Source organism: Plantibacter sp. T3, from assembly GCF_902506515.1.
Classification (GTDB): domain Bacteria; phylum Actinomycetota; class Actinomycetes; order Actinomycetales; family Microbacteriaceae; genus Plantibacter; species Plantibacter auratus.
Genome location: NZ_LR733286.1, coordinates 2,189,867 through 2,210,344 on the forward strand (window position 1 = coordinate 2,189,867; position 20,478 = coordinate 2,210,344).

Below are 20,478 nucleotides of genomic sequence, written 5' to 3' on the forward strand. Positions count from 1 at the left end.
TCACTGAGCTTGTCGAAGTGCCCACGGGGGCGCAGCGGATGTGAGGGGCCGCCGGTCGGAGCACCCTTCGACAGGCTCAGGGACCGGCATCCTTCGGTCACCAACCGGGTCGAGCGCAGCGCTCGCGACATGCAGAACGCCCGCATCCGGAAGGGTGCGGGCGTTCTGCGTGGCGGACCTACGCCGTGGGAGCCGGGGGAGCGGTGCGGCGCGTCCGGCTCCGACGGCGGGGAGCGCTGTTGCCGTCGCGGTGCTCCGGACCGTGGCCGTCGTGGGTGCCTGCTGCGGGCGCGCTGCGGTCGACGGTGTCGGTCGAGGCGGCGTCGTGCGTCCGCGAGTGGGCGCGGGTGCTCGGCTGGGACTCGAGCCGGGTGCTGGTCGGCTGCGAGCGGTCGCCTCCGCGTCCGCCGCGCTCACCACCGCGACCGCCGCCGGTCCGCGAACCGTCGCGTCCGCCTGCGCTCCGCGAACCCTCGCGCCGCGGGGCGGGCTCGACGGCCTTGGCGGGCTTCAGCCGGCCCTTCGTGCCCTCCGCGATCCCGAGGTCGGTGAACAGGTGCGGGCTCGAGGAGTAAGTCTCCGTCGGTTCCGGCTGACCGAACTCGAGGGCGCGGTTGATGAGCGCCCACTTGTGGAGGTCGTCCCAGTCGACGAACGTGACGGCGATACCCGTCTTCCCGGCGCGACCGGTACGGCCGACGCGGTGGAGGTACGTCTTCTCGTCCTCGGGGATCGTGTGGTTGATGACGTGGGTGACGTCGTCGACGTCGATGCCACGAGCGGCGACATCGGTGGCGATCAGGACGTCGCGCTTGCCGGCCTTGAACGACGCCATCGCCCGCTCGCGCTGCTCCTGGTTCAGGTCGCCGTGCACCGCCGCGGCGTTGAACCCGCGGTCGGTCAGTTCCTCGACGAGCTTCGCGGCGGCACGCTTGGTCCGCGTGAAGATCACGGTCTTGCCGCGACCCTCGGCCTGCAGGATGCGCGAGATCACCTCGTCCTTGTCGAGCGAGTGCGCGCGGTAGATGAGGTGCTTGATGTTGGCCTGCGTGAGCCCCTCGTCGGGGTCGCTCGCCCGGATGTGGATCGGCTTGCTCATGAAGCGGCGGGCCAGGGCCACGATCGGACCGGGCATGGTCGCTGAGAACAGCATCGTGTGACGCGCGGCGGGGGTCTTCGAGAAGAGCTTCTCGATGTCGGCGAGGAAGCCGAGGTCGAGCATCTTGTCGGCCTCGTCGAGCACCATCTCGGTGATGCCCGAGAGATCGAGGAGGCGCTGGTTGTTGAGGTCGATGAGACGGCCGGGCGTGCCGACGACGATCTGGGCGCCAGCCTTCAGCTGCTCGATCTGACCCTCGTAGGCCTTGCCGCCGTAGATGGAGACGAGCGTCGTCGACCGGTTCGAGATGAGGATCTCGATGTCCTCGGACACCTGGACGGCGAGCTCACGGGTCGGGACGACCACGAGGGTCTTGACGCCGGGAGCCGGGTCGAGGCCGAGGCGCTGGACGATCGGGATGCCGAACCCGAAGGTCTTGCCCGTGCCCGTCTTGGCCTGGCCGATGATGTCCTGGCCGGCGAGCCCGAGGGGGATCGTCTGCTCCTGGATGGGGAATGGTTCGATGATGCCCTTGGTCGTGAGGGCGTCGACGATGTCCTGGTCGACACCGAGATCAGAGAAAGTCACGGAGATACCTGTCAGTGCAGTCATGGTCTACACCTTCAATTGCACACAGGTGTAGGGCCCCGATCCGACGCCGGGGCACGGCTATTCTACCCGGGACGTCCCGAGAGGCCGCTGGGCGCGCGGAACACGGCGATCGGCGCGCTGCGGATAGGGTGGTCGCATGGCTCGTTGGTTTGCACGACGTCGGCGTCCCGGCACCCAGACGCCTCGTCTGCGCTCGCGGGAGGACGCCGTCCAGGCGACCCGCGTCGACCTCCACGAGCTCGCGCCCAGCACCGCCGACTACCTCGGTCAGGTGGCGCAACTGCAGCTCGGGTTCTTCATGACGCTGTCGTTCGCGGTCGAGCACGCTCCGAACGACGCCGATCGGGAGACGGTCGCCGAGGCCGCCGCCACGGCGCTGCGCAAACACCAGGCGCTACTCGCCTGGCTCCGCCGGACGAGCGACGACCCGGGCGCCGTGCTCGAACCCTACGCACGCACGCGAGACGAGTTCCAGGCGATCCTGCGCACCGGCACCTGGGACGAACTCCTGCTGGGCGTCCTCGTGGCGCGGGGCTTCCTCGACGAGTTCTTCGCGCAGCTCGCGCGCGGCCTGGACGGGGCGGACGCCCGCGACCTGGCTGCGATCGTCGCCCCCGGTCCGGAGGAGGACCCGCTCGTCGGGATCCTGCACCGGGTGATCGCAACGCATCCCGAGCGCGCTTCGACGCTCGCGATGTGGGGCCGTCGGTTGCTCGGCGACACCATGCTCGTCGCCAGGTCCGCCCTCGTGACCGAGAGCAAGGCGCTGCCGGACGACGCCCGGGTCGAACCGGTCTACACGGAGCTCATCGCGAACCACACCAGACGGATGGACGCGCTCGGGCTCACGGCCTGACCGGTCGTCTCCTCCGACACGACGACGCCGCCGCTCCGGGTGGAGCGACGGCGTCGATCGATCGAGCGCCTCGGGTCAGGCGGCGACGCCCTGCTGCAAGCGGGTCAGCATCGCCTCGTCCGACGAAGTGCGGACGCGGACGAGTACGAGGTCGACCACCACACTCACGACGACGGACGCGCTTAAGGCGAGCACCCAGATCCAGCCGCCGTCCCACGCCATGCCGGCCCACGTCGCCGCGACCCAGACGACGGCGGCGACGAGCGTCGCGACCGCCGGGATGAGCGCGGCCCCGTGCTGGTCGCGGCCGGGCAGGAGGTATCGGACGGCGAGACCGAGGATGGCACCGCCGAGCACGACGAAGAGGAGTTCCATGGTCAGCCGACGAATCCGATGCGGCGGGACTCCTCGGTTCCGAGCTCGACGTAGCCGATGCCCGCGGTCGGGATGAGGTAGCTGGTGCCCTTGTCGTCCTTGAGCGCGAGCAGCTTGGCGTCCGTCTCGAGCGCGGTCTTGACCGCCTGCTCGATCTCCGACGCCGGCTGCGAGGTCTCGAAGCCGATCTCGCGAGGGCTGTTGAGGATTCCGATGCGAATTTCCACCTTGAGTGCCTTTCGGTTGCGTAGGGCAAGACTACGGGAGTCGTGGTCCTCCGACCGGCGCGGGTCGGCTGCTGTCAGCGAACAGCGGAACGCCGGTCGGCCGTCGCGGCGATGTCGGGAGGCTCCGGTAACGTGCGGACCATGACGGTTCCCGACGCCTCCGACGATCCGACGGGTGCGGTCCGTGACGCGGACCGCGCGCCCGTCGGCGGCCCGGCTGTCGGCACGTGCGTCCGGGTCGACGACTCGCAGGAGGCCGTGCTGCGGCTCGCGGACGACCGGTCCGCCGTCGTGCTCGGGGCTCCCGGCACGGGCAAGACCACGACGCTCATCGAAGCGGTCGCGGAACGCGTGCACTCGCGCGGTCTGCGTACCGACGAGGTGCTCGTCATCGCCTCCTCCCGGTCGTCGGCGCAGGTCCTCCGCGACCGCCTCGAGGCACGGGTCGCGCGCGCCACACCCGGATCCCTGGCGCGCACCGCCATCTCCCTCGCGCTCGAGGTCATCGCGGGCTCCGGGGCGTTCGCCGGTTCAGGACGACCGCGGTTGCTGACGGGCGGCGAGCAGGACCAGACCATCGCAGAGCGACTCCTCGGCGACGAACAGGACGCGACCGGTCCGCTGTGGCCCGCCGAGCTCGGTCCCGAGGTCAGGCGCCTGCAGGGGTTCCGCACCGAGCTCCGGAACCTCATGGAACGCAGCGTCGAACACGACGTCGCGCCTGCCGAGCTGCGTCGGCTCGGTACGGAGCACGGGCGTCCCGAGTGGGTCGCGTCCGCGGGCTTCATCGAGGGGTTCCTCGCCGACGACTGGCGCGGACATCTCACGCCCGCGGCGGCCCTCGCCCGCGCCGTCCGGCTCCTCGACGACCAGGAACCGGGAACGGGCGTGCTCGGCAGCCTGCGGGTGGTCTTCGTGGACGACGCCCAGGAGGCGACCCACGGCGTCCTGCAGCTGTTCGCCGCGCTCGCCCGACACGGGGTCACGATCGTCGCGTTCGGCGACCCCGACCTCACGACGGGTGCCTTCCACGGTGCCCGAGCCGACGCCCTCGGGCGGTTCGCCGAGGTGCTCGGTCGCCCGGTGGACACGCTCGTCCTCGGGCAGGTCCACCGCGGGACACCGGACATCCGGGCGACCGTCCGCGGTGTCGCCGAGCGCATCGGCACGGCCGGCGCCGGCCTCCATCGCACGGCCGCGCCACCGGTCGACGACGCGGAGGCCCCCGAGCACTCCGTCGTCACCGTGGCGGCCGGTTCCCCGGCCGAGCAGATCGCGGTCGTCGCACGCTTCCTCCGCGAGCGCCACGTCCTCGACGGCGTCGCGTGGGCCGACATGGCGGTGGTCGTCCGCAGCGGCGGGCTGATCCCGGCGATCGAACGGGGCTTGTCCTCCCTCGAGGTGCCCACCCGGGCGAGCACCGGCGGAGCACCGCTGCGCGACCACCCGTTCGTCAGGTCGGTCCTCCTCGCCATGTCGGTGGCACTCGGGCGGACGCCGCTCGACGCCGAGGTCGTGACCGAACTCCTCCACAGCGCGCTCGGTGGACTGGACTCGATCGGGGTCAGGCGACTGCGGGCCGCGCTCCGGCACGCCGATCTCGCTGAGGGCCTCGACCGCAGCGCGGACCGCCTGCTGGAAGAGGCGTTCGCCGTCCCCGGTGCACTCATCGGACTCGAGACGCCCTCCGCCGCCCGCGCCCGCTCACTTGCCGACAGCCTCGCCGAGGCGAGCGCGCAGGCGGCGGCGGGCGCTTCGGCCGAGGAGCTCGTCTACGGCCTCTGGTCGCGGAGCAGACTCGAGCGTTCCTGGGTCTCGCTGTCGAAGGGCAGCGGTCAGGCCGCCGAGGAGGCGAACCGCGACCTCGACGCGATCACCCAGCTGGCCGATGCGGCACGTACCTTCGTCGAGGCGGAGCCCGACACCCCGGCCTCCGTCTTCCTCGACCGCCTGCTCGAACAGACGGTCGGCGACGACTCCCTCGCGCCGACGGGCCTCCGGGAGGCGGTCACGATCGCGACGCCCGCCGCCCTGGTCGGGACCGCGTTCGACACGGTCGTCGTCGCCGGCATGCAGGACGGCGTGTGGCCCAACCTGCGGGTCCGCGACTCTCTGCTCGGCGCGTCGGAGCTCGTGGAACTGCTGGAGGGCACGGCCACGGCGACGGCGGACGCACGGCGCGCGGTCCTCCACGACGAGCTCCGACTCTTCGCCCAGGCGACCTCCCGTGCGCACCGGTCGCTCATGGGGGTCGCGGTCGTCGACGACGACCACCAGGCGAGCCCGTTCCTCACGCTGCTCCCCGAACCCGATCCGCACCGGGCGTCCCTGTCGCCCCTGTCGCTCCGGGGGCTCGTCGGCACCCTGCGTCGCTCGCTCACCCGCCGGATCCGCCCCGCGGACCCGGCCGAGCGTGCCGCGTCCGCCTCGGCCCTGGCCATCCTCGCGACAGCGGGAGTCCCCGGCGCTCCGACCGAGGAGTGGTACGGCGTGGCCGCACCGAGCTCGACGGCACCGCTCCACGACCCCGCCGTCGAGGAGCTGCCGGTCTCCCCGTCCCGCATGGAGGCTTTCGAGGAGTGCCCGCTGCACTGGGCGATCGCCCGACTGGGCGGCGGTGCCTCCGGGTTCGCCTCCGGGCTCGGCACGATCGTGCACGCCGCGCTCGAACACGCGGAGTCCTCCGACGAGGCCGCGCTCTGGGCGGCGGTGGAGGACCGCTGGGACGAACTCCACTTCGAAGCGGACTGGGAGGGCGCGGCGACGAAACGGCGTGCGGCGGAACTCGTCCACCGGCTGTCCGCGTACCTCCACGACGCGGAGCGCGCAGGAGTGACCTCGATCGGCAACGAGAGCCGGTTCAGCCTCCGCATCCCCATCGGAGAGTTGGGCGGCGCGGCCGTGCTCGGCGGCTCGATCGACCGCGTCGAACTCGTGCCCGACGCCGACGGGACGCGGCGCGTGGTGATCGCCGACCTCAAGACCGGCGGCTCGGCGCCCAGACAGGACCGGGAGGTCGCCGACATGGCGCAGCTCGGTGCCTACCAGCTCGCGCTGGCGTCCGGTGCGATCACCGGTACGGAGGGGCTGCTGAGCGGTGGCGCGAAGCTCATCGTCGTGTCGGCCGGCACGAAGCGCAAGGAGTACTACGACCCGGCCCAGCCCGCCTTCGACGACGAAGCCCTCGAGCGCTTCCGCGAGCGTGTTCTGGCGGACGCGGTCGGCATGGCCGGCGCGGTGTTCGAGGCCCGCGTCGGGACCCACTGCCACGACCCGTTCGCGTTCGGCGAGTGCGCCATCCACGTCGTCCCGGCGGTGAGCTCGTGAGCACGGAGGAGACCTACTCGGCCGAGATGCTCGCCGGCCTGCTCGGCCTCCCGCAACCGACGGCGCAGCAGGTCGAGGTCATCGAGGCCCCCATGGCGCCCGTACTCGTCGTCGCCGGTGCCGGGAGCGGGAAGACCGAGACCATGGCTTCACGCGTCGTGTGGCTGCTCGCCAACCGGCACGTGAACGTCGACGGGATCCTGGGGCTCACCTTCACCAGGAAGGCCGCGGGTGAGCTGGCGGCACGGATCGGCAAGCGGATCGCCGCCCTGCAGGACATCGGGATCCTGGATCCCGCGGCCGACGCGCTCTTCGACCGTCCCGAGGTGTCCACCTACAACGCCTATGCGAACGCCCTGTTCCGCGACAACGCCCTCCTGGTGGGCCGTGAGCCCGAGTCGGTCCTGCTGTCCGAGGCGTCCGCCTGGCGACTCGCGAGGCGCGTCGTGGTCCGACACGGAGACGAACGGCTCGCCACCCTCGGCAAGTCCGTCGACCAGGTGGCCGAGCTCGTCCTCTCGCTGAGTCACGAGCTCGCCGAGATCGACGGCACCCCCGAGGAGCTGCTCGGCTTCGTGGAACGGTTCGTCGGCATCGGCGAGCTCCCCGACGGTGGTCGCGGGGCGTACGCGCAGATCGACCAGGCCGTCGAGGTCGTGGGTGCCCTGCCGGTCCTGCTCGACCTCGCGCACCGGTACGCCGACGAGAAGCGCCGGCAGGGACTCGTCGAGTTCTCCGATCAGGTCGCCCTCGCGCTCGCCGCCTGCGAACGTTCGCCGAAGGTCGCCGCCGTCGCACGCGATCGCGCGGGCGTCGTCCTGCTCGACGAGTACCAGGACACCTCGGTCGTGCAGACCAGACTGCTGTCGACCCTGTTCGCCGACCACCCCGTCATGGCGGTCGGCGACCCGCACCAGTCCATCTACGGCTGGCGCGGCGCGAGCGCGGCGAACCTCGCACGGTTCTCACGCGACTTCGGTCGGGAGGTCGCCGCCACCCAGTTCAACCTGTCCACGAGTTGGCGGAACGACCGCACGGTCCTCGAAGCCGCGAACGTCCTCGTCCGCCCGTTGCAGCAGCAGGCGCAGACGGCGGGGAAGCTGCGAGTCCTCGACCTCGAGCCGAAGCCCGGCGCCGGGGCCGGCTCCCTCGCCGTCGAGTTCCCCGAGACCGGTGCCGAGGAGATCCGGGTGGTCGCCGAGTGGTGCGCGGACCGCTTGCTCGCCGAACGCGGGGGAGATCCGGCCGGTTCGGCCGCGATCCTGTTCCGGGCGCGTCGACCGATGCAGGAGTTCGCCGACGGCCTCGCGGCGCTCGGCGTCCCCCACCACATCCTCGGCCTCGGCGGTCTGCTCTCCTCGCCGGAGATCGTCGACGTGACGGCGGCACTGCGGGTCGTCCACGATCCCGGTGCCGGGTCCTCGCTCATCAGACTCTTGAGCGGGCCTCGCTGGCGGATCGGCGTGCACGACCTCGGGCACCTCGTGGAGGTGGCCCGGTACCTGCAGGCCATCGACTGGAAGACGAAGCGGTACGACGCCGAACTGGCCGCCCGGCTCCGTGAGTCGGTCGCCGACGACGACGGGCGGTCGATCATTGACGCGCTCGACTTCATCGCCGCGGACCGCGTGCCGGCGGGCCTCGCCGCAGGGTTCACCGACGAGGCGCGTTCGCGTCTCCGGGAGGCCGGACTGGTGTTCGCCTCCCTGCGGCGTCGTGCGGGCAGCGGCCTCCCCGATCTCGTCAGAGCGGTCGAGCGCGAGTTGCGGCTCGACATCGAGGTCGTCGCGAACGAGTCGACCGGCTCCGCGGCGCGCGCTCCGGCCAGACTGCAGGCCTTCCACGACGAGGTCATCTCGTTCATCCAGGCGGAGGAGCAGGTGACGCTCGGCAGCCTGCTGGCGTGGATCGACCGATCGCTCGCCCGAGACGACCTCGGACCGGCGAGCGACGCACCCGACCAGGGTGCGGTCCAATTGCTCACCATCCACGGTTCGAAGGGCCTCGAGTGGGATCATGTCGCGATCCCGCGGCTCGTGGTCGACGAACTGCCAGCCAAGCCGAAGGACGGCAAAGGCTGGGTGCGTCTCGGGACACTGCCGTACGACTTCCGAGGCGACGCGGCGGAGCTGCCGGAGTTCGCCTGGCGGACGGCCGAGACGCGGAAGGAGGTCGTCGACGCTCAGCTCGCCTTCTCGGAGGCGCTCGGCGAACGCGCGCTCGACGAGGAACGCCGGCTCGCGTATGTGGCGGTGACCCGCGCCAAGCACGACCTCCTGCTCACCGGCTCGTTCTGGTCGGGCGATCGCAAGCGGCCCCGTGCTGCGAGCACCTACCTCCTGGAGCTGGCCGCGGCAGGCGTCATCGCACCGCTCCCCGCAGCCTCCGCCTTCGAGGAGAACCCGGTCGACTCCGGTGCTGCGGTCCTCGACTGGCCACTCGATCCGCTCGGCGCGCGTCGGAGCGTCGTCGAGCGGGCGGCGGCCGAGGTCGACCAGCGGCGCGGACGGCCCGAGGCCGAGCTGCTGGCGACCCTCGGCCCCCTCGAGAACGAGCTGACGCTGCTCCTCGAGGAACGACGCCGTGCCGCGACGACGACGGCGCGCGGTGAGCTCCCCGTGCGCATCCCCGCGTCCAAGTTCAAGGAGTTCGTCACGGAACCGGAGGCCGCACTCGAACGTCTGCGTCGCCCCGTCCCGCAGCGGCCCTACCGGCAGACCCGCCTCGGGACCCGGTTCCATTCGTGGGTCGAGGCGCACTACGGACGCTTCGGATTGCAGGAGCTGGTCGACGCGCTCCCCGAGGAGCTCGACGTCGAACGCCCGGGGCCGGACGCGTCGGAGGGGATCGGGTTCGACGAGCTCACCGAGCGGTTCCTCGCCTCGGAATGGGCGGACGTCCGACCGATCGAGGTCGAGACCGAGATCCACGTGCCGCTCGGCGACACCGGACGAGTGGTGGTCTGCAAGCTCGACGCGGTGTTCGAGCGCGGGGACCGGTTCGAGATCGTCGACTGGAAGACCGGCGCGGTACCCACGACGCCGGAGGACGTGCGGAACGCCTCGTTCCAGCTCGCGCTCTACCGTCTGGCGTACGCGCACCACCGGGAGGTCGACGCCGAGCGCATCGACGCCGTGCTCTACTACGTGAGCCACGACGTGCAGCTCCGGCCGGAACGCCTCTACTCGGAGGAGGAGCTCCTGTCGGAGTGGGAGCGGTCCTTCGGGGAGGCCGCCGAGTCCCAGAGCTCGAACGACGAGGTGTCGATCTGATCCGTGGCGTTCGCGTCCGCGTCGGTTCCAGCGTGGTCGCGATCGTCGTCGGCCTCACCGTCGTCGGTGTCGTCATCGCCCGAGCCGCCGGGATCGCGGCCGAGGGCGCGCTCGAGCTCTGACCGGTCATAGGTGTCGGTCTGCATGGCGATGCCGGGGGAGGACGAGCCGATCGGCGTGCGGTCGAGCAGGTCCTCGACCTCGTCGACGTCGAGGACGGGTCCGGTCGTGGTGCCGAGGGGGTCCGTCACGTCGCCGAGCACGCGGTCGACGAGCCCGTCGAGCATCGCGACGGCGTCCTCGACGATGGTCTCGTCGTGGCTGTCGCGACCGTGCAGGAGCCAGCGGGCGATCTCGAGTTCCGCGTACAGGCGGGCGCGGAGCGTGACGAAGCGGTCGGGTCCGCGGGAGCACGAGGCCGCGTAGGCGGACAGCGCCTGCTCGCCGGTCGCGCCGAGCGTCGCGATCCAGTGGAGGTCGAGGGCCGGGTCGCCGACCCGCAGCGAGCCCCACTCGATGACGCCGTTGACCAGGCCGTGGCCGTCCTGACGGATGACGAGCACCCGGTCGGCGGCGAGGGATCCGTGGATGACGGTGGGCTGGAACTGCCAGAGTGAGTGGTCCTCGACGGCCGCCTGCCAGCGCTCCCGGACGGCGGTCGGGAGAAGCCTCGTCTCGGCGGCGCGGGACACGATGCGGTGTGCGTCCGCCCGGATGAGCTCGGTGGACAGCAGCGGGAGGCCCGCTTCCGCGATGAAGGCCGTCGGGAGGGAGTGGATCGCGGCGACCGCGGCACCGAGCGAGTCCGAGAGGACCTCGTCGCGGCCGAGCGCGGTCGGGTCGAGGTGACTGCCGGCCACGAAGTCGAGCACCACGGCGCGAGTGCCGTCGACGGGCAGTTGGCCCACGACGGTCGGGGCGTCGAAGGGCAACCTGCTGCGGATACCGGGCGTGAGTGCGCGCAGGGCGATGAGGTCCGCGGACTGCTCCGTCTCGGCCTGCTGTGAGGTCGGGATGCGCACGATGAGCTCGTGCCCGTCAGCCGTCACGAGACGGGCCGCGTCGTAGTTCCCCTCGCCGCCGGCGGTGTGCGCGCCGGACCCGCGGACCTGGAGGTCGGCGACGGCCGAGGTGGCCAACGCGGCTAGAGTGAGATGGGATCTGGCCATGACATCCAGGGTACGGGGCCGTCCCGGTGAGCCGCGCTCGCCACGCCCTCAGAGAGGTTGTCCATGACGATTCAGGTTCGCGCACTCGCCGGTCTACCGCTTGCGAGAGGCGGACTCGACCGTCACGGCGAGCTCCGTTCACGACCGGACGTGCTCGACGGACTGCGGGTCGATCCGAACGCCCGAGCCGTCGTCCTCCGCGGCCGGCGCGCACTCGTGACCGGCGACGCGCTCGACCTCCTGGATCCCTCGGACCTGCCCGAGCCGGAGCTCATGGTCTACCTCGGAAGCACCGTCGAGGACACCCCGGAAACACCACCGGGCACCGACATCCTGCTGTGGGTCCTCGCCGACGCCGATGCCGACGCGATCACCGAGGATGAGAACCGCTGGTTCGACCTCCGCCGGAGCGGACACCGGCTGTCCGACCGCGACGTCGGGATCCTGGCGACGTCGCTGGCGATCGCCGGGTGGCACCGAGCCGAGCCGTTCTGTGCGCACTGCGGCTCGCCGACCACCGTCCGCAACGCCGGCTGGGCACGACACTGCCCGGTCGACGGCAACGAACTCTTCCCGCGCATGGATCCCGCGGTCATCGTCGCGGTCGTCGATCCTCAGGGACGGATCCTGCTCGGGTCGAACGCGATGTGGGAGCACAACCGGTATTCACTGCTGGCCGGCTACGTCGATGCCGGCGAGTCTCTCGAGCAAGCTGTCGCCCGCGAGATCTTCGAGGAGTCGGGGATGCGTCTCGGCACTCCCGTCTACCTCGGTTCGCAGCCGTGGCCGTTCCCGCGCTCGCTCATGCTCGGCTTCGTCGCCCCGCTCGCGGAGGATCAGGATCCGGAGGCGCTCGTCCCGGACGGCCAGGAGATCCTCGACCTCCGGTGGTTCACGCGGGAGGAACTCGAGGACCCGGCCACCGACGTCATCCTCCCCGGACCGTCGTCGATCGCACGAGCCGTGATCGACGAGTGGCTTCGCGGATCCTGGTCTCGATGAGGCGCGGCACCACCGAGGGGCCCCGATGAGCAGTCCGGCCGAACTGCTGGCCGGACTCGACCCCGACCAGGCCGTCGCAGCGGAGGCGCTCCGCGGACCCGTGTGCATGCTCGCCGGCGCAGGCACGGGCAAGACCCGCGCGATCACCCATCGCATCGCCTACGGGGTCGCGACCGGGACCTACACGGCGTCGCGCGTCATGGCGCTCACCTTCACCAGCCGCGCCGCTGCTGAACTGCGTGGTCGGCTCCGGGCGCTCGGAGCCGAGGGCGTCTCGGCCAGGACCTTCCACGCCTCCGCGCTCTCGCAGCTGAACTTCTTCTGGCCCCAGGTCGTCGGCGGACAGGTGCCTGCGCTCGTCGAGAGCAAGGGCCGGGTGCTCGGGCACGCAGCCGAACGGCTCCGGTTGCGGGTCGACACCGCGACCCTGCGCGACGTGGCAGGCGAGATCGAATGGCGCAAGGTGTCCGGCCTGACCCTCGAGCAGTATGCGGCGTCGAATCGGCCGCTGCCGGCCAAGCTGTCCCTCGAGCAGGTCGTCTCGCTCCAGGAGACCTACGAGCAGTTGAAGGACGAGCGCCGACGCATCGACTTCGAGGACGTCCTGCTCGCCTGCGCCGGCATGATCGAGACCGAGCCCGCCGTCGCCATGCAGGTGCACGAGCAGTACCGCTTCTTCGTCGTGGACGAGTACCAGGACGTCTCGCCGCTGCAGCACCGACTCCTCGAACTCTGGCTGGGCGGTCGACGGGACGTGTGCGTCGTCGGCGACGCGAGCCAGACCATCTACTCCTTCGCCGGTGCCCGTTCCGACTACCTGCTCGACTTCCCGACCAGGTACCACGACGCCACGGTCGTCCGGCTCGAGCGCAACTACCGCTCCGCCCCGCCGGTCGTGGCCGCGGCGAACACGCTCATGCGGGGGCGCCCGGGGGCGTTGCACCTCTCAGCGGCCACCGCACGCGACGACGAGGTCACCCAGACCGCACGCCCTGAGACGCCAGCGGTCGGCCTGCGGCAGTACCCGAACGAGCTGTCCGAGGCGAGAGGCGTCGCCTCGGAGATCCTCGTGCAGCTGCAGGCGGGCGTCCCGGCCTCGGAGATCGCCGTGCTCTACCGGATCAACGTCCAGGCGGCGGCGTTGGAGACGGCCCTCGGCGAAGCCGGCATCCCCTACGTCATGCACGGCTCCAAGCGCTTCTTCGAGCTGCCCGAGGTACGGCAGGCCCTGCTCCAGCTCCGCGCTGCCTCCGTCTCGATCAGTGGTGAGCCCCTGTTCAAGTCCGTGAGCGACGTGCTCCGGTCGCTCGGCTGGAGCCAGGACCCGCCCGACGGCGGCGGCGCGGTGCGCGACCGCTGGGAGTCGCTCAACGCGATCATGGGGCTCGTCGACCAGGCGCCGGAGGGGACCTCGTTCCGCGCCTTCACGGATGAGCTGCAACTGCGGCAGGCCGCGCAGCACGAGCCGACGGTCGAGGCGGTCACGCTGGCGACCCTGCACTCGGCGAAGGGCCTCGAGTGGGAGGCCGTGCACCTCATCGGGCTCTCCGAGGGCTATCTGCCGATCTCCTACGCGAAACAGTTCGAGCAGGCGGACGAGGAACGGAGGCTCCTCTACGTCGGCATCACGCGCGCCAAGCGGCTGCTCAACCTGTCCTGGTCCGAGACGCAGCAACGCGGTGGTCGTCGCGAGCCGTCGCGATTCCTGGCAGAGCTCGGCATGCGCACCTCGAGTGCTCCCGGACGACGCGGCGCCTGACCCCACCGGTCGCGGCGTCGACCACCAGCTGGGTGCTCGCGAGGATGGGCTGGGACGCGTCGAGGTGTCGGAGCACCAGACGGGTCACGCGGGTCGCGACCTCCGCACCGAGGAGCTGGGTGTCGAGTGGCGAGCGGTGCCCGAGAAGCTGGGAGGCGACGGCCGGCCAGGCCGGATCGTCGTCGGTGCGGTGCAGCTCGACGCAGTGCAGGCACGGCCCTGAGCCGGGTGTCACGAACGGCCCGATCCGAACGACACGATCGCTGAACACGACCGGCAGGTGCGGGACGTCGTCGCGCAGCCACCGCGTGTACCGACTCGGCGGGATGACGAAGTCGGCGACGAGGACGGCGACGTCGACCCGGCCAGGGTGCGACCCGGCTCCGGTCGACCCGGACTCCGGTGGCAGGAGTGCGACCGCCTCCTGCTCGGAGAGGAGGCGTCGGAGGAGCTCGGCCGCCAGGCTCGCGCCGTCCACGACGACCCGGTGCGTCACGGCGGGGCCGGAGGTGGGGCCGCCGTGCTCGATCACCGGGTCGAGCGTCGAGAGGACGCGATCGATCTCGTGGGCTGGGATGTCGAAGGCGTCCGCGAGTCGTCGTTCGACCAGAGCCGGGAAGCCGGCACGCAGTGCCGCGACGACCTGCTCGGTCTCGGTCCGGACGCTGTCGAGCACGACCGCTTCATCGACTCCCACCTGCAGGCTGTGCGGGGTTCGCCAGAGCAGCGGTCTCCTGGGATCGAGGCGCGTCGTCATCCATCGATGATGGCGGGTCGACGACCGGTCGCGTCGGCACTCTCCACAGCCCGCCCGGAAGGACGAGCTGTGGAGCGTCGCCGTGGATCAGACCGGGGGGCCGCCGGCACCGTTCGGGCCGGAGGGCTCCGAACCGGGCTCGTCGTCGTGCTGGTCGCCGCGTTCCTCGCCACGGAGGAGGTCTTCGAGCGCGAGATCCATCTCGTCCTGCTCGGGACGCTCACCCCTGGCCTCAGCTTCGAGGCGCGCGATGAGCGCCTCCGGGGCGTCGATGTCGGCTGCGGTCGGCACGAGGTCGGGGTGCGACCACAGGGCGTCGCGCTGCGCGGTACCGACGGCGTCGGTGACCTGCTGCCACATCTGCGCAGCCTCGCGCAGCCGGCGGGGTCGCAGCTCGAGTCCCACGAGCGCGCCCAAGGCCTGTTCGGCCGGCCCACCGGCGGCGCGGCGTCGGCGGACGGTCTCCGCGATGGCCGCGGAGCGGGGGAGACGCTCGGTGGCTGCCGCGGTGACCACGTCGACCCAGCCCTCGATGAGGGCGAGCGTCGTCTCGAGTCGGGCGAGGCTCGCGTCCTGCGCCTCGGTTCGGGCGGGGATGAGCGCACCGCTCGTCATGGCCTCTCGGAGTTCCTCGGGGTTCGACGGGTCGAAGCTCTCGGCGAGCTCCTCGAGTCGCTCGGTGTCGATCCGGATGCCGCGTGCGAAGTCGGTGATCGAGGAGATGAGGTGCAGGCGGAGCCAGCGGGCGTGGCGGAAGAGTCGTGCGTGCGCGAGTTCACGGACCGCGAGGTAGATCTGGACCTGATCCGCCGGGATGTCGAGACCCTCGCCGAAGTCGGCGACGTTCTGGGGCACCAGGGCGGCCTCGTTGTCGTCGAGCAGTGGGATGCCGATGTCGCCGCCGGAGACGACCTCCTTGGAGAGCTGACCGACGACCTGTCCGAGCTGCATCGCGAAGAGCGTGCCGCCGATGCCGCGGACGAGCTGTCCGGCGTTCGCGATCATGCTCGACAGCTCCTCGGGCGCGCGTTCCGTGAGCACGCCGGTCAGGGCGTTCGCGATGTTCGTGGCCACCGGCTCGGCGAGCTGCGTCCAGAACGGCATCGTCTTCGTGGCCCAGCGCGTCCTCGTGTACAGGGCCGGTTCGCTCGACAGCTCGGCCACGTCGGTGACGTCGGCGAGCCACAGGGAGGCGATGTGGAACGCCTGCTCGAACGCCGCACGCTGCTCGGGCGTCGTGTCCTGGGAGCCGTCCCCGGCGATGGTCTTCGCCTGCTGGAGCGAGGTGTCCCAGTTGATGCCGTCGCCACCGGAGCGGAGTGCGCCCTGGAGCTGCGACATGAGCGCAGCGAGACTGGCCGGATCGCTGGGAAGGCCGGCGGCGCCGGCGAGCTGGCTCGGGTCGAACGAACCGTTGCCGGAGAGGAGCTCGCGGAGCATGTCGCGGAACTCGTCCTCCGGACTCTTGTCGGAATCCTCTGGCACGTCAGCCGCCTCTCAGATAGCTCGGTGCTGGGCCTTCTACGCTAGTCGCACCTCGCTGAAGAATCGCCGGGGTATGGTTGGTCGGGTTTCCGCCCACCGCGAACACTCCGGAAGGCTTGCATGTCGCTCTTCGCCGATGAGGCTCCCACCGCTTCGGCACCGACCGGTCAGGGGCGCAATCGTCGCGCTCGGTTCGGTTGGATCGTGCTCAGCCTCTCGCTCGTCCTCCTCGGCGTGCTGTCGGCGGTTCCCGCACCGTACGTCATCGAACAGCCGGGTCCCGTGTTCAACGTGCTGGGTACGACCGAGGGTGACGACGGCGACGTCCCGCTCATCGAGGTGCACGACGAGCAGACCTACGACACCGGCGGCACGCTCGACATGTTGACGGTCCAGCTGGTCGGGAATCCGCAACGGAGCCCGGGCTGGCTCGACATCGTCTCGGCCTGGTTCGACCCGAGCCGCGCCGTCGTGCCGATGGACCTCTACTTCCCGCCCGGCGTCACGACCGAGCAGCGCGACGAGCAGAACGCGACCCTCATGGTCGACTCGCAGCAGGACTCGGTCGCGGCGGCGTTGCGCGAGCTCGGGTACGAGGTTCCCGAGCACATCGTGGTGGCACAGATCGCTGAGGGTGCGCCCGCGCAGGGGGTGCTGCGGCTCGACGACGAGATCGTCGCGGTCGACGGCACGCCCGTGACCGGCCTGGCCGGCCTGCGGGACGCGATCAACGCCAACGGTACGGACAAGCCGGTCACGCTCGACATCGTGCGTGGGGGAGTGGCGAGCACCGTCGAGATCACGCCGACGACCGCGACCGCGTCCGACGGGACGACCTCGACCGTGATCGGCATCGGTACCAAGACCACCTACGACCTCCCCGTCGACATCACCATCCAGCTCGACAACGTCGGCGGCCCGAGCGCCGGCATGATGTTCGCGCTCGGCATGATCGACCTGCTCACCCCGGGTGAGCTCAACGGCGGGAAGGACGTCGCCGGTACCGGGACGATCGACGCCGACGGGAACGTCGGCGCGATCGGCGGCATCCGGCAGAAGCTGTTCGGCGCGAAGGACGCCGGGGCCGAGTGGTTCCTGGCACCGGAGAGCAACTGCGACGAGGTCGCCGGACACGTCCCCGACGGCTTGACGGTCTTCGCCGTGAAGACCCTCGACGATTCGCTCACAGCGCTCAAGGCCATCGCGGACGGAGCCGACACGAGCAAGCTGCCCACCTGCTCGGCCGGTTGACCACTTCGGGCGCTCTCCCAGCCCGGCCGCTTTAGGATGGGTGGGACGACCCCTATCTGAAGAGGCCACACGTGACATCCGCAGCAGCAGAGAAGCCCCTGTCCACTCAGCGCCGACGCGCCCCGATCGCGATCACGGTGGCGATCATCGCCGCGCTCCTCATCGGGTTCTTCGTGTTCTCGGGGTTCTACGCCGACCTGCTGTGGTTCCAACAGCTCGGCTTCACCGAGGTCCTGACCACGCAGTGGATCGCGGCGATCGCCATGTTCCTCGTCGGGTTCGTGGGGATGGCCCTCCCCGTCTGGCTGGCCATCGAGATCGCCTACCGGACCCGTCCGGTCTATGCGAAGCTCAGCTCGCAGGTCGACCGCTACCAGCAGGTGGTCGAGCCGCTCCGCCGACTCGCGACCTACGGCATCCCGGCGCTCTTCGGGCTCTTCGGCGGTGTCGCCGCGGCCTCGCGCTGGCAGCTGGTGCTGCTGTGGATGAACGGCACCCCGTCCGGTACCAAGGACCCGCAGTTCAACCTCGACGTGTCGTTCTACCTCTTCGACCTGCCGTTCTTCCAAGCCGTGGTCGCCTTCTCCTCGGCGGTCGTCCTGATCGCCCTCATCGCAACCGCCGTCGTCACCTACCTCTACGGAGGCATCCGGGTGGTCAGCCGTGAGGTCTGGATCTCCATGGCGGCCCGCGTGCAGATCTCGGTGCTCGCCGCGCTGTACCTGATCCTGCAGGCCGTCAGCCTCTGGCTCGACCAGTACACGACGCTGAACGACACCGGCACGCTCATCACCGGTGCCTCGTACACCGACGTCGCCGCGACCATCCCCGGTCGGGTCATCCTCGCCGGCATCGCGCTCATGGTCGCCGTCCTGTTCGTCGTCACCGCGTTCACCGGCCGCTGGCGTCTGCCGCTCGTCGGTACCGCGCTGCTCATCGTCGCGTCCCTCATCGTCGGCAGCCTCTACCCGTGGATCGTCCAGCGTTTCCAGGTGGAGCCGAACGCGAAGAGCCTCGAGACGCCGTACATCAAGCGGAACATCGACATGACCCGCGACGCCTACGGGATCGCCGACGTCGAGGAGGAGGAGTACGCGGCCACCACCGACGCGACCCCCGGAGCGCTCCGTCAGGACGCCGAGACCACGGCGAACATCCGGATCATCGACCCGTCGCTCGTGAGCGCCTCGGTCGCGCAGCTCGAGCAGTTCAAGCAGTTCTACTCCTTCGACAAGCAGCTCGACGTCGACCGCTACAACATCGACGGCAAGACGCAGGACGCCGTCGTCGCGGTCCGCGAGCTGAACGTCGCCGGCCTCGACAACTCGCAGTCGTGGATCAACAACACGGTCGTGTACACCCATGGGTACGGTCTGGTCGCGGCCTACGGCAACCAGCGCTCGGCCTCCGGTGAGCCGGTCTTCCTCGAGTCGGGCATCCCCACCACCGGCGCGCTCGGCGACTTCGAACCGCGCGTGTACTTCGGTGAGCAGTCGCCGGACTACTCCATCGTCGGCGCTCCCAAGGGCGCGGACCCGGTGGAGCTCGACTACCCGTCGGGCACCCAGGGTGAGTCGCAGACCTACACGACCTTCGACGGTGATGGCGGGCCCAAGCTCGACAACGTCTTCAAGAAGCTCGTCTACGCGCTCAAGTTCCAGTCGGAGCAGATCTTCCTCTCCGACTCCGTGAACAGCCAGTCGCAGATCCTCTACGACCGCGACCCGCTCACCCGGGTCCAGAAGGTCGCTCCCTACCTGACGCTCGACTCCGACCCCTACCCGTCCGTGGTGGACGGTCAGATCGTCTGGATCGTCGACGGCTACACGACGAGCGCCAGCTACCCCTACTCGAAGACCGTGAGCCTGTCCGACACGATCTCCGACTCGGTCACGCCGGCGCAGAACTACGCGCTCGACGACGTCAACTACATCCGGAACTCGGTGAAGGCCACCGTCAACGCGTACGACGGCAAGGTGACGCTCTACAGCTGGGACGACCAGGATCCGATCCTCAAGACCTGGCAGAAGGTGTTCCCGTCGACGGTCAAGCCGATGTCGGACATGTCCGGCGATCTCATGAGCCACGTCCGGTACCCGGCCGACCTCTTCAAGGTCCAGCGTTCGGTGCTCGGCCAGTACCACGTCACCAACGCCGGATCGTTCTACTCGAGCGAGGACGCGTGGGTCACCCCCAACGACCCGCAGTCGACCGACACCGAGAAGAAGTACCAGCCGCCGTACTACCTGACGATGCAGCTGCCCGAGCAGGACGCGCCGTCCTTCTCCCTGTACTCCACGTTCATCCCGCGTCAGGGCGGTGAGCAGTCGCGGAACGTGCTGACGGGCTACCTCGCGGTCGATGCGAACGCCGGCGCCGAGGACGGCAAGCGGAGCTCCGACTACGGCAAGATCAGGCTGTTGACCCTGCCGAAGGACGACACCGTACCGGGCCCCGGCCAGGTGCAGAACACCTTCGACTCCGATCCGAGCGTGTCGAGCCAGATCAACATCCTGAAGCAGGGTCAGACCGAGGTGCTGAACGGCAACCTGCTGACCGTGCCGGTCGGTGGCGGTCTGCTCTACGTGCAGCCGGTCTACGTGAAGTCCACCGGCGACACGAGCTTCCCGCTCCTGCAGAAGGTGCTCGTCGCCTTCGGCGACCAGATCGCCTTCGAGGACACGCTGGACGAGGCGCTCGACGTCCTGTTCGGCGGCGACTCGGGTGCGGATGCGGGTGACACGAACGTCCCGGGCGACAGCACGACGCCCCCGACGGACGGCACGGACACCGGCGGCGGAACCGACACGGGCTCGACCCCGAGCACGGGTGACCCGACGGTGGACGCGCAGATCAAGACGCTGCTCGACCAGGCGAAGGCCGCGATGGTCGAGAAGGACGCGGCCATGGCGAGCGGTGACTGGGCTGCCTACGGGGTGGCGGACAAGAAGATCTCCGACGCACTGGCGCAGGCGCTGGCACTGCTGAACGGCTGATTCCGAGCCTGCAATCCGAACGGCGTCGCCCTGACGGGCGGCGCCGTTCGGCGTTCCAGGAGGAGGGATTCGGCCGGAATCGGAGTGCTCAGCGGCACGCGATTTGCACGCCCTCAGAATGCATGCTAGGTTTATCTCTTGTGCCGCAGGGTGGAGCAGTTCGGTAGCTCGCTGGGCTCATAACCCAGAGGTCGTAGGTTCAAATCCTGCCCCTGCAACAGAAAAGATGAAATCCCGGTCTCCTCGAGACCGGGATTTCGTCGTTTCCGGGGATGATCGCCCGCCGTCGGC

At 70.3% G+C, this 20,478-nt stretch carries 13 protein-coding genes and 1 tRNA gene; 8 read left to right on the forward strand and 6 right to left on the reverse strand.

Going from position 1 to position 20,478, the window contains the following annotated elements; all coding sequences use genetic code 11:
- Positions 1–178: 178 nt before the first annotated feature.
- Complete coding sequence (locus GV015_RS10505) at positions 179–1,711, reverse strand: DEAD/DEAH box helicase (RefSeq protein WP_201299382.1); 1,533 nt, start codon at positions 1,709–1,711, stop codon at positions 179–181.
- A gap of 136 nt (positions 1,712–1,847) precedes the next feature.
- Here GV015_RS10505 and GV015_RS10510 point away from each other — a divergent pair, with 136 nt between their 5' ends.
- Positions 1,848–2,567 carry a ferritin-like fold-containing protein gene (locus tag GV015_RS10510; RefSeq protein ID WP_079705551.1) on the forward strand — a complete coding sequence of 240 codons (720 nt, stop codon included), beginning with the start codon at positions 1,848–1,850 and terminating at the stop codon, positions 2,565–2,567.
- A gap of 75 nt (positions 2,568–2,642) precedes the next feature.
- On the opposite strand, the gene GV015_RS10515 is transcribed toward GV015_RS10510, so the two are convergent.
- Positions 2,643–2,942, reverse strand: coding sequence for a hypothetical protein (locus GV015_RS10515; protein WP_159878258.1), 300 nt, complete (start codon positions 2,940–2,942; stop codon positions 2,643–2,645).
- Positions 2,943–2,944: 2 nt separating this feature from the next.
- The gene (locus tag GV015_RS10520) at positions 2,945–3,169 is read right to left on the reverse strand and encodes a DUF3107 domain-containing protein (RefSeq protein ID WP_064296179.1); all 225 of its coding nucleotides are present in this window, start codon (positions 3,167–3,169) and stop codon (positions 2,945–2,947) included.
- A 141-nt stretch (positions 3,170–3,310) separates the two neighbouring features.
- On the opposite strand from GV015_RS10520, the gene GV015_RS10525 reads away from it, so the two are divergent.
- A complete protein-coding gene (locus tag GV015_RS10525) occupies positions 3,311–6,496 on the forward strand; it encodes a UrvD/REP family ATP-dependent DNA helicase (RefSeq protein WP_159878260.1) in 3,186 nt (1,061 codons plus the stop codon).
- Positions 6,460–9,768, forward strand: coding sequence for an ATP-dependent DNA helicase (locus tag GV015_RS10530; protein ID WP_236555400.1), 3,309 nt, complete (start codon positions 6,460–6,462; stop codon positions 9,766–9,768). The genes GV015_RS10525 and GV015_RS10530 overlap by 37 nt, the downstream gene beginning before the upstream one ends.
- Here the strand turns inward: GV015_RS10530 and GV015_RS10535 are convergent.
- The gene (locus tag GV015_RS10535) at positions 9,678–10,937 is read right to left on the reverse strand and encodes a phosphotransferase (protein ID WP_159878262.1); all 1,260 of its coding nucleotides are present in this window, start codon (positions 10,935–10,937) and stop codon (positions 9,678–9,680) included. The genes GV015_RS10530 and GV015_RS10535 overlap by 91 nt on opposite strands.
- 63 nt (positions 10,938–11,000) lie before the next feature.
- On the opposite strand from GV015_RS10535, the gene nudC reads away from it, so the two are divergent.
- Together nudC and GV015_RS10545 are read left to right on the forward strand one after the other, a co-directional pair.
- Positions 11,001–11,939 carry an NAD(+) diphosphatase gene (nudC, locus tag GV015_RS10540; protein WP_159878264.1) on the forward strand — a complete coding sequence of 313 codons (939 nt, stop codon included), beginning with the start codon at positions 11,001–11,003 and terminating at the stop codon, positions 11,937–11,939.
- A 25-nt stretch (positions 11,940–11,964) separates the two neighbouring features.
- A complete protein-coding gene (locus GV015_RS10545) occupies positions 11,965–13,698 on the forward strand; it encodes an ATP-dependent helicase (protein ID WP_159878266.1) in 1,734 nt (577 codons plus the stop codon).
- Here the strand turns inward: GV015_RS10545 and GV015_RS10550 are convergent.
- Positions 13,586–14,455, reverse strand: coding sequence for a TOMM precursor leader peptide-binding protein (locus GV015_RS10550; protein WP_137241948.1), 870 nt, complete (start codon positions 14,453–14,455; stop codon positions 13,586–13,588). The two genes, GV015_RS10545 and GV015_RS10550, sit on opposite strands and share 113 nt — an antisense overlap.
- Positions 14,456–14,542: 87 nt before the next feature.
- Positions 14,543–15,895, reverse strand: a complete 1,353-nt coding sequence (locus GV015_RS10555; RefSeq protein ID WP_082916189.1) for a zinc-dependent metalloprotease — start codon at positions 15,893–15,895, stop codon at positions 14,543–14,545.
- Between the two features lie 165 nt (positions 15,896–16,060).
- On the opposite strand from GV015_RS10555, the gene GV015_RS10560 reads away from it, so the two are divergent.
- The 3 genes from GV015_RS10560 to GV015_RS10570 all read left to right on the forward strand — a co-directional run bounded on the left by GV015_RS10560 (position 16,061) and on the right by GV015_RS10570 (position 20,405).
- Positions 16,061–17,191 carry a PDZ domain-containing protein gene (locus GV015_RS10560; protein ID WP_159878268.1) on the forward strand — a complete coding sequence of 377 codons (1,131 nt, stop codon included), beginning with the start codon at positions 16,061–16,063 and terminating at the stop codon, positions 17,189–17,191.
- A gap of 71 nt (positions 17,192–17,262) precedes the next feature.
- Positions 17,263–20,187 carry a UPF0182 family protein gene (locus GV015_RS10565; RefSeq protein WP_124769026.1) on the forward strand — a complete coding sequence of 975 codons (2,925 nt, stop codon included), beginning with the start codon at positions 17,263–17,265 and terminating at the stop codon, positions 20,185–20,187.
- A gap of 144 nt (positions 20,188–20,331) precedes the next feature.
- Positions 20,332–20,405: transfer RNA gene (locus GV015_RS10570), tRNA-Met, on the forward strand.
- The last annotated feature ends 73 nt before the right edge of the window (positions 20,406–20,478 follow it).

Excerpts from the sequence above, each read along its gene's own strand:
- GV015_RS10505 (WP_201299382.1), bottom strand. The coding sequence starts at position 1,711 with ATGACTGCACTGACAGGTATCTCCGTGACTTTCTCTGATCTCGGTGTC.
- GV015_RS10510 (WP_079705551.1), top strand. The coding sequence starts at position 1,848 with ATGGCTCGTTGGTTTGCACGACGTCGGCGTCCCGGCACCCAGACGCCT.
- GV015_RS10515 (WP_159878258.1), bottom strand. The coding sequence starts at position 2,942 with ATGGAACTCCTCTTCGTCGTGCTCGGCGGTGCCATCCTCGGTCTCGCC.
- GV015_RS10525 (WP_159878260.1), top strand. The coding sequence starts at position 3,311 with ATGACGGTTCCCGACGCCTCCGACGATCCGACGGGTGCGGTCCGTGAC.
- GV015_RS10535 (WP_159878262.1), bottom strand. The coding sequence starts at position 10,937 with ATGGCCAGATCCCATCTCACTCTAGCCGCGTTGGCCACCTCGGCCGTC.
- nudC (WP_159878264.1), top strand. The coding sequence starts at position 11,001 with ATGACGATTCAGGTTCGCGCACTCGCCGGTCTACCGCTTGCGAGAGGC.
- GV015_RS10545 (WP_159878266.1), top strand. The coding sequence starts at position 11,965 with ATGAGCAGTCCGGCCGAACTGCTGGCCGGACTCGACCCCGACCAGGCC.
- GV015_RS10550 (WP_137241948.1), bottom strand. The coding sequence starts at position 14,455 with ATGACGACGCGCCTCGATCCCAGGAGACCGCTGCTCTGGCGAACCCCG.
- GV015_RS10555 (WP_082916189.1), bottom strand. The coding sequence starts at position 15,895 with ATGCTCCGCGAGCTCCTCTCCGGCAACGGTTCGTTCGACCCGAGCCAG.
- GV015_RS10560 (WP_159878268.1), top strand. The coding sequence starts at position 16,061 with ATGTCGCTCTTCGCCGATGAGGCTCCCACCGCTTCGGCACCGACCGGT.